This is a genomic window from Achromobacter sp. SIMBA_011 (assembly GCF_046535435.1).
GTDB classification, from domain to species: domain Bacteria; phylum Pseudomonadota; class Gammaproteobacteria; order Burkholderiales; family Burkholderiaceae_B; genus Achromobacter; species Achromobacter dolens.
On sequence record NZ_JAWRWN010000273.1, the window covers coordinates 1 to 290 of the forward strand.

Sequence of the window (290 nt, forward strand, 5' to 3'; positions counted from 1 at the left end):
GTAAAGAGATTCATCTGAAAGCACTTAGAGATGGGTGCGAGTAAGTGAATCAGGGTTGTGATTGTATCAATGTATTTTTAAGTGATCGAAAGATTGCCTTGAAATACGGCGCAACACGAATACTCAACCTGTAGCGAGTGGATTGAGTGGTTCCTCCGGGGATCATGAGACACACCCGTTATAGGGTCAAGCGAACAAGTGCATGTGGTGGATGCCTTGGCGATCACAGGCGATGAAGGACGCGGTAGCCTGCGAAAAGCGGTGGGGAGCTGGCAAACAAGCTTTGATCC

The 290-nt window shown here is 48.6% G+C and carries 1 rRNA gene; it reads left to right on the forward strand.

What is annotated here, in order from left to right:
- Positions 1-184 precede the first annotated feature (184 nt).
- A 23S ribosomal RNA gene (locus tag SB816_RS30915) occupies positions 185-290 on the forward strand; the annotation flags it as partial.